2 protein-coding genes are annotated in these 2,568 nt (G+C 41.0%); both read right to left on the reverse strand.

Annotation, left to right across the window (positions count from 1 at the left end; all coding sequences use genetic code 11):
- Positions 1-83 precede the first annotated feature (83 nt).
- Positions 84-719 (reverse strand): hypothetical protein, encoded by a 636-nt coding sequence (locus IQ228_RS24600; protein WP_193964782.1) that lies wholly within the window; start codon positions 717-719, stop codon positions 84-86.
- A gap of 93 nt (positions 720-812) precedes the next feature.
- A complete protein-coding gene (locus IQ228_RS24605; protein WP_193964784.1) occupies positions 813-2,435 on the reverse strand; it encodes a CHAT domain-containing protein in 1,623 nt (540 codons plus the stop codon).
- Positions 2,436-2,568: the final 133 nt, after the last annotated feature.

A 2,568-nucleotide genomic window follows, 5' to 3' on the forward strand; every position in this document is an offset into this window, starting at 1 on the left:
GTAGGGAGTGGGGGAGTGGGGGGAGTGGGGGCGAGAGGTGATAAATTAGCTAATCTCTGTCTGGACTTGAGGGAGAGTAAAAATTAGGGTTGAGAATCGGGTTTTGAGAGATGTTGGAGGGCATAATCAGCGATCGCTAAGGTAATTTTTGCTTGTTCTATTTCTGATAAATTTGCCCAATCCCGCTCTTCAAAATCTCTAATTAGTGATGTCAATGTATGTGGTTCACTACTTCGCATTGCGTAAGCAAAAGGACGAGCTAAAACCAGCAGATCATCTACTTCCCAACTAGGTAGTAAAGCTTGGACACATTCCACTAATTTCTCACTAGCTGATTGTTCAAGCATAGAAACTTCAGTAGCTTTTTGAGCGATTGCAGTGAGTAAACCTCTAGGAATAACTGAAAAAGCCTTCTGCAAAACTTCCTGAAGATAATTAACGGTATTTTTACTACGGTTATTTTCAAGAACAGCAACTTGATCCCAAATTGTATCTAGATTTTGATAAAAATTATCGGTACTTGTACTCAGTTCTAAATCTGAAAAATCTTGCAACCCAAATTGTAGTTCTAGGTTATGAAAATAAGCTTCTGAAGATTCATCAGCTAAATTCCAGGGATAAGCAGCATCTTCAGGCTCTAACAGTGCTTCTATAAATTCTAAATCTACATTTGATGGGGTAATATTCAAAATATTTAAATCATTAGTGTGGGGTTTCATTTTTTTCTCACTATTAATTTATGGGTTCTATTGACAGCTACAAACTCAAGAATTGAATTTCCGCAAAATACAGCAGTCATGATCAACTGGTTTTTACTCCTGACTTTTGGGCGCAGTCCCTGCGCCCCTACTGATGGAATCCTCCCGAATAAATTCCCAAATTTCACCTTTAGAACTCCCAAACATTAACTGCATTCCCGATGTTAAAGGTACTTCTTCCCGGAGGATTTGTTGCCAACCATTAGGGCTTAAATACCAGGTTGTCCCATAGGTAGACAAATCCTGTAGGTAATAAGTGGTCATGGATGTATTTTCTTTGAGAGTATTCCGACATAAAATTTCTGCGTGGTGTCTGGAAATATAAATTTCGGGGATGATAATATCATTCTCTTTTGTGCGACCGATGCTGGTAACTCCAGAACGTAATAACCAAATTTTGCCTCCTGGTGTGAGCGATCGCAAATAAGCTGTATTAATGGGGGTAACTAGGTCAGAAATCGCCGTATTGGGTAGTTCTGTGACTCCTTCGTCTACATTTTTAATCAGTTCTCCATCAAAATCAGGATGGAGGTAGAGAACTGGTAATGTCCAAGCTGGTTGATTAAATTTATACAGTGTCAATAGTTCTTGTCTAGCGGTTGCCACTGCTTCATCAATTAATTTACGCGATCGCAAACTGGAAGCAAAAGTTTGAATAAAACTATGACTTTCTACATCAGCAATTTCATCACGCATCCCCAATACCGCTGGCACACCATGACGAATCAACACCTCAGCCAAACTACTAGCCGGAATAGCCTGGTGATTAACTGCTGCTGGTTGCGCTCCCCAACAGGCGTTAAAAACTGCCAACTTTATGCCTGTTCGCGTTAAAATCTGAGCTAATTCTATGCCATTAATTTTGAGTTCATTTCCTAAAAATAATGAGCCTCCATCTGGATCTGGTAATCCGTGACCAGCATAAAAAAACACATTATGAACTTTAGTTTCTAACTCCTGAATTAATTCTGCCTTTGTCGGTTGAATCAGGGTTTTTACTGTACAAGGTGCGTATCCAGCGGCAGTTTTGCCCCCAGGATGACCTTCTAACAATGTCTTTTTTAGTAAAGACGCTTCCTGATCTAGTTGTAATTTATGATTATGTCCTAACACCAGCAGAATATTTACCGCCCGGTCAGTCCGCAATTCTGGTAATGGTTCAACTGTGCTGATGGTACGACTAAATAAAACATCTTGGGAAAGAGATATGGCGGATTGTCCAACTTCCCGCTGCATAATTTCCCAGGGGAGGGCAATTAGATCAGGATCACGAATTTCTAACCGAAAGCGTAATTGAGTCTTTTGACCCATAGCCATACCCCGACTCCGTTCCCAACTATTCAGAATCGCCCCATCAAATATCCATCCCCAGAGATTGATACCCAAGGATTGCATCAGACGACTACTATAGGGACTTGTCCTTTGACCTTCAGCGGGTGAAATTACAGCTAATGGCAATGTATTAACTGATGAAGAAATTGAATAGGAAGGAATATCCAGGGGACTATGACCAGCAAACATTTGTTGCCATTCTTGCCAAACTTGATTAAGTTCAGGGGAGAAAACACAATCACGGAGAACATAGCCACTGGGATATGGTGCTTTGACTACCCAAATAGCGAAGTGATCTGTGCTAGTATTTACTAGGCGGGCGATCGCTATACTCGCCGAAAGCATTGCCAAATTCGGGCTGGACATGGATTGGTAGAAACTAAACGTTCAAAACACAGATACAGATATTTTAGGCAGAAGTAGCGAATTTAGTCAGTTGTCAGTTGTTATTTTTCCCCCGACTCCCCCACTCCCCCAC

It is taken from the genome of Dolichospermum sp. LEGE 00246 (genome assembly GCF_015207865.1).
Classification (GTDB): Bacteria; Cyanobacteriota; Cyanobacteriia; order Cyanobacteriales; family Nostocaceae; genus Dolichospermum; species Dolichospermum heterosporum.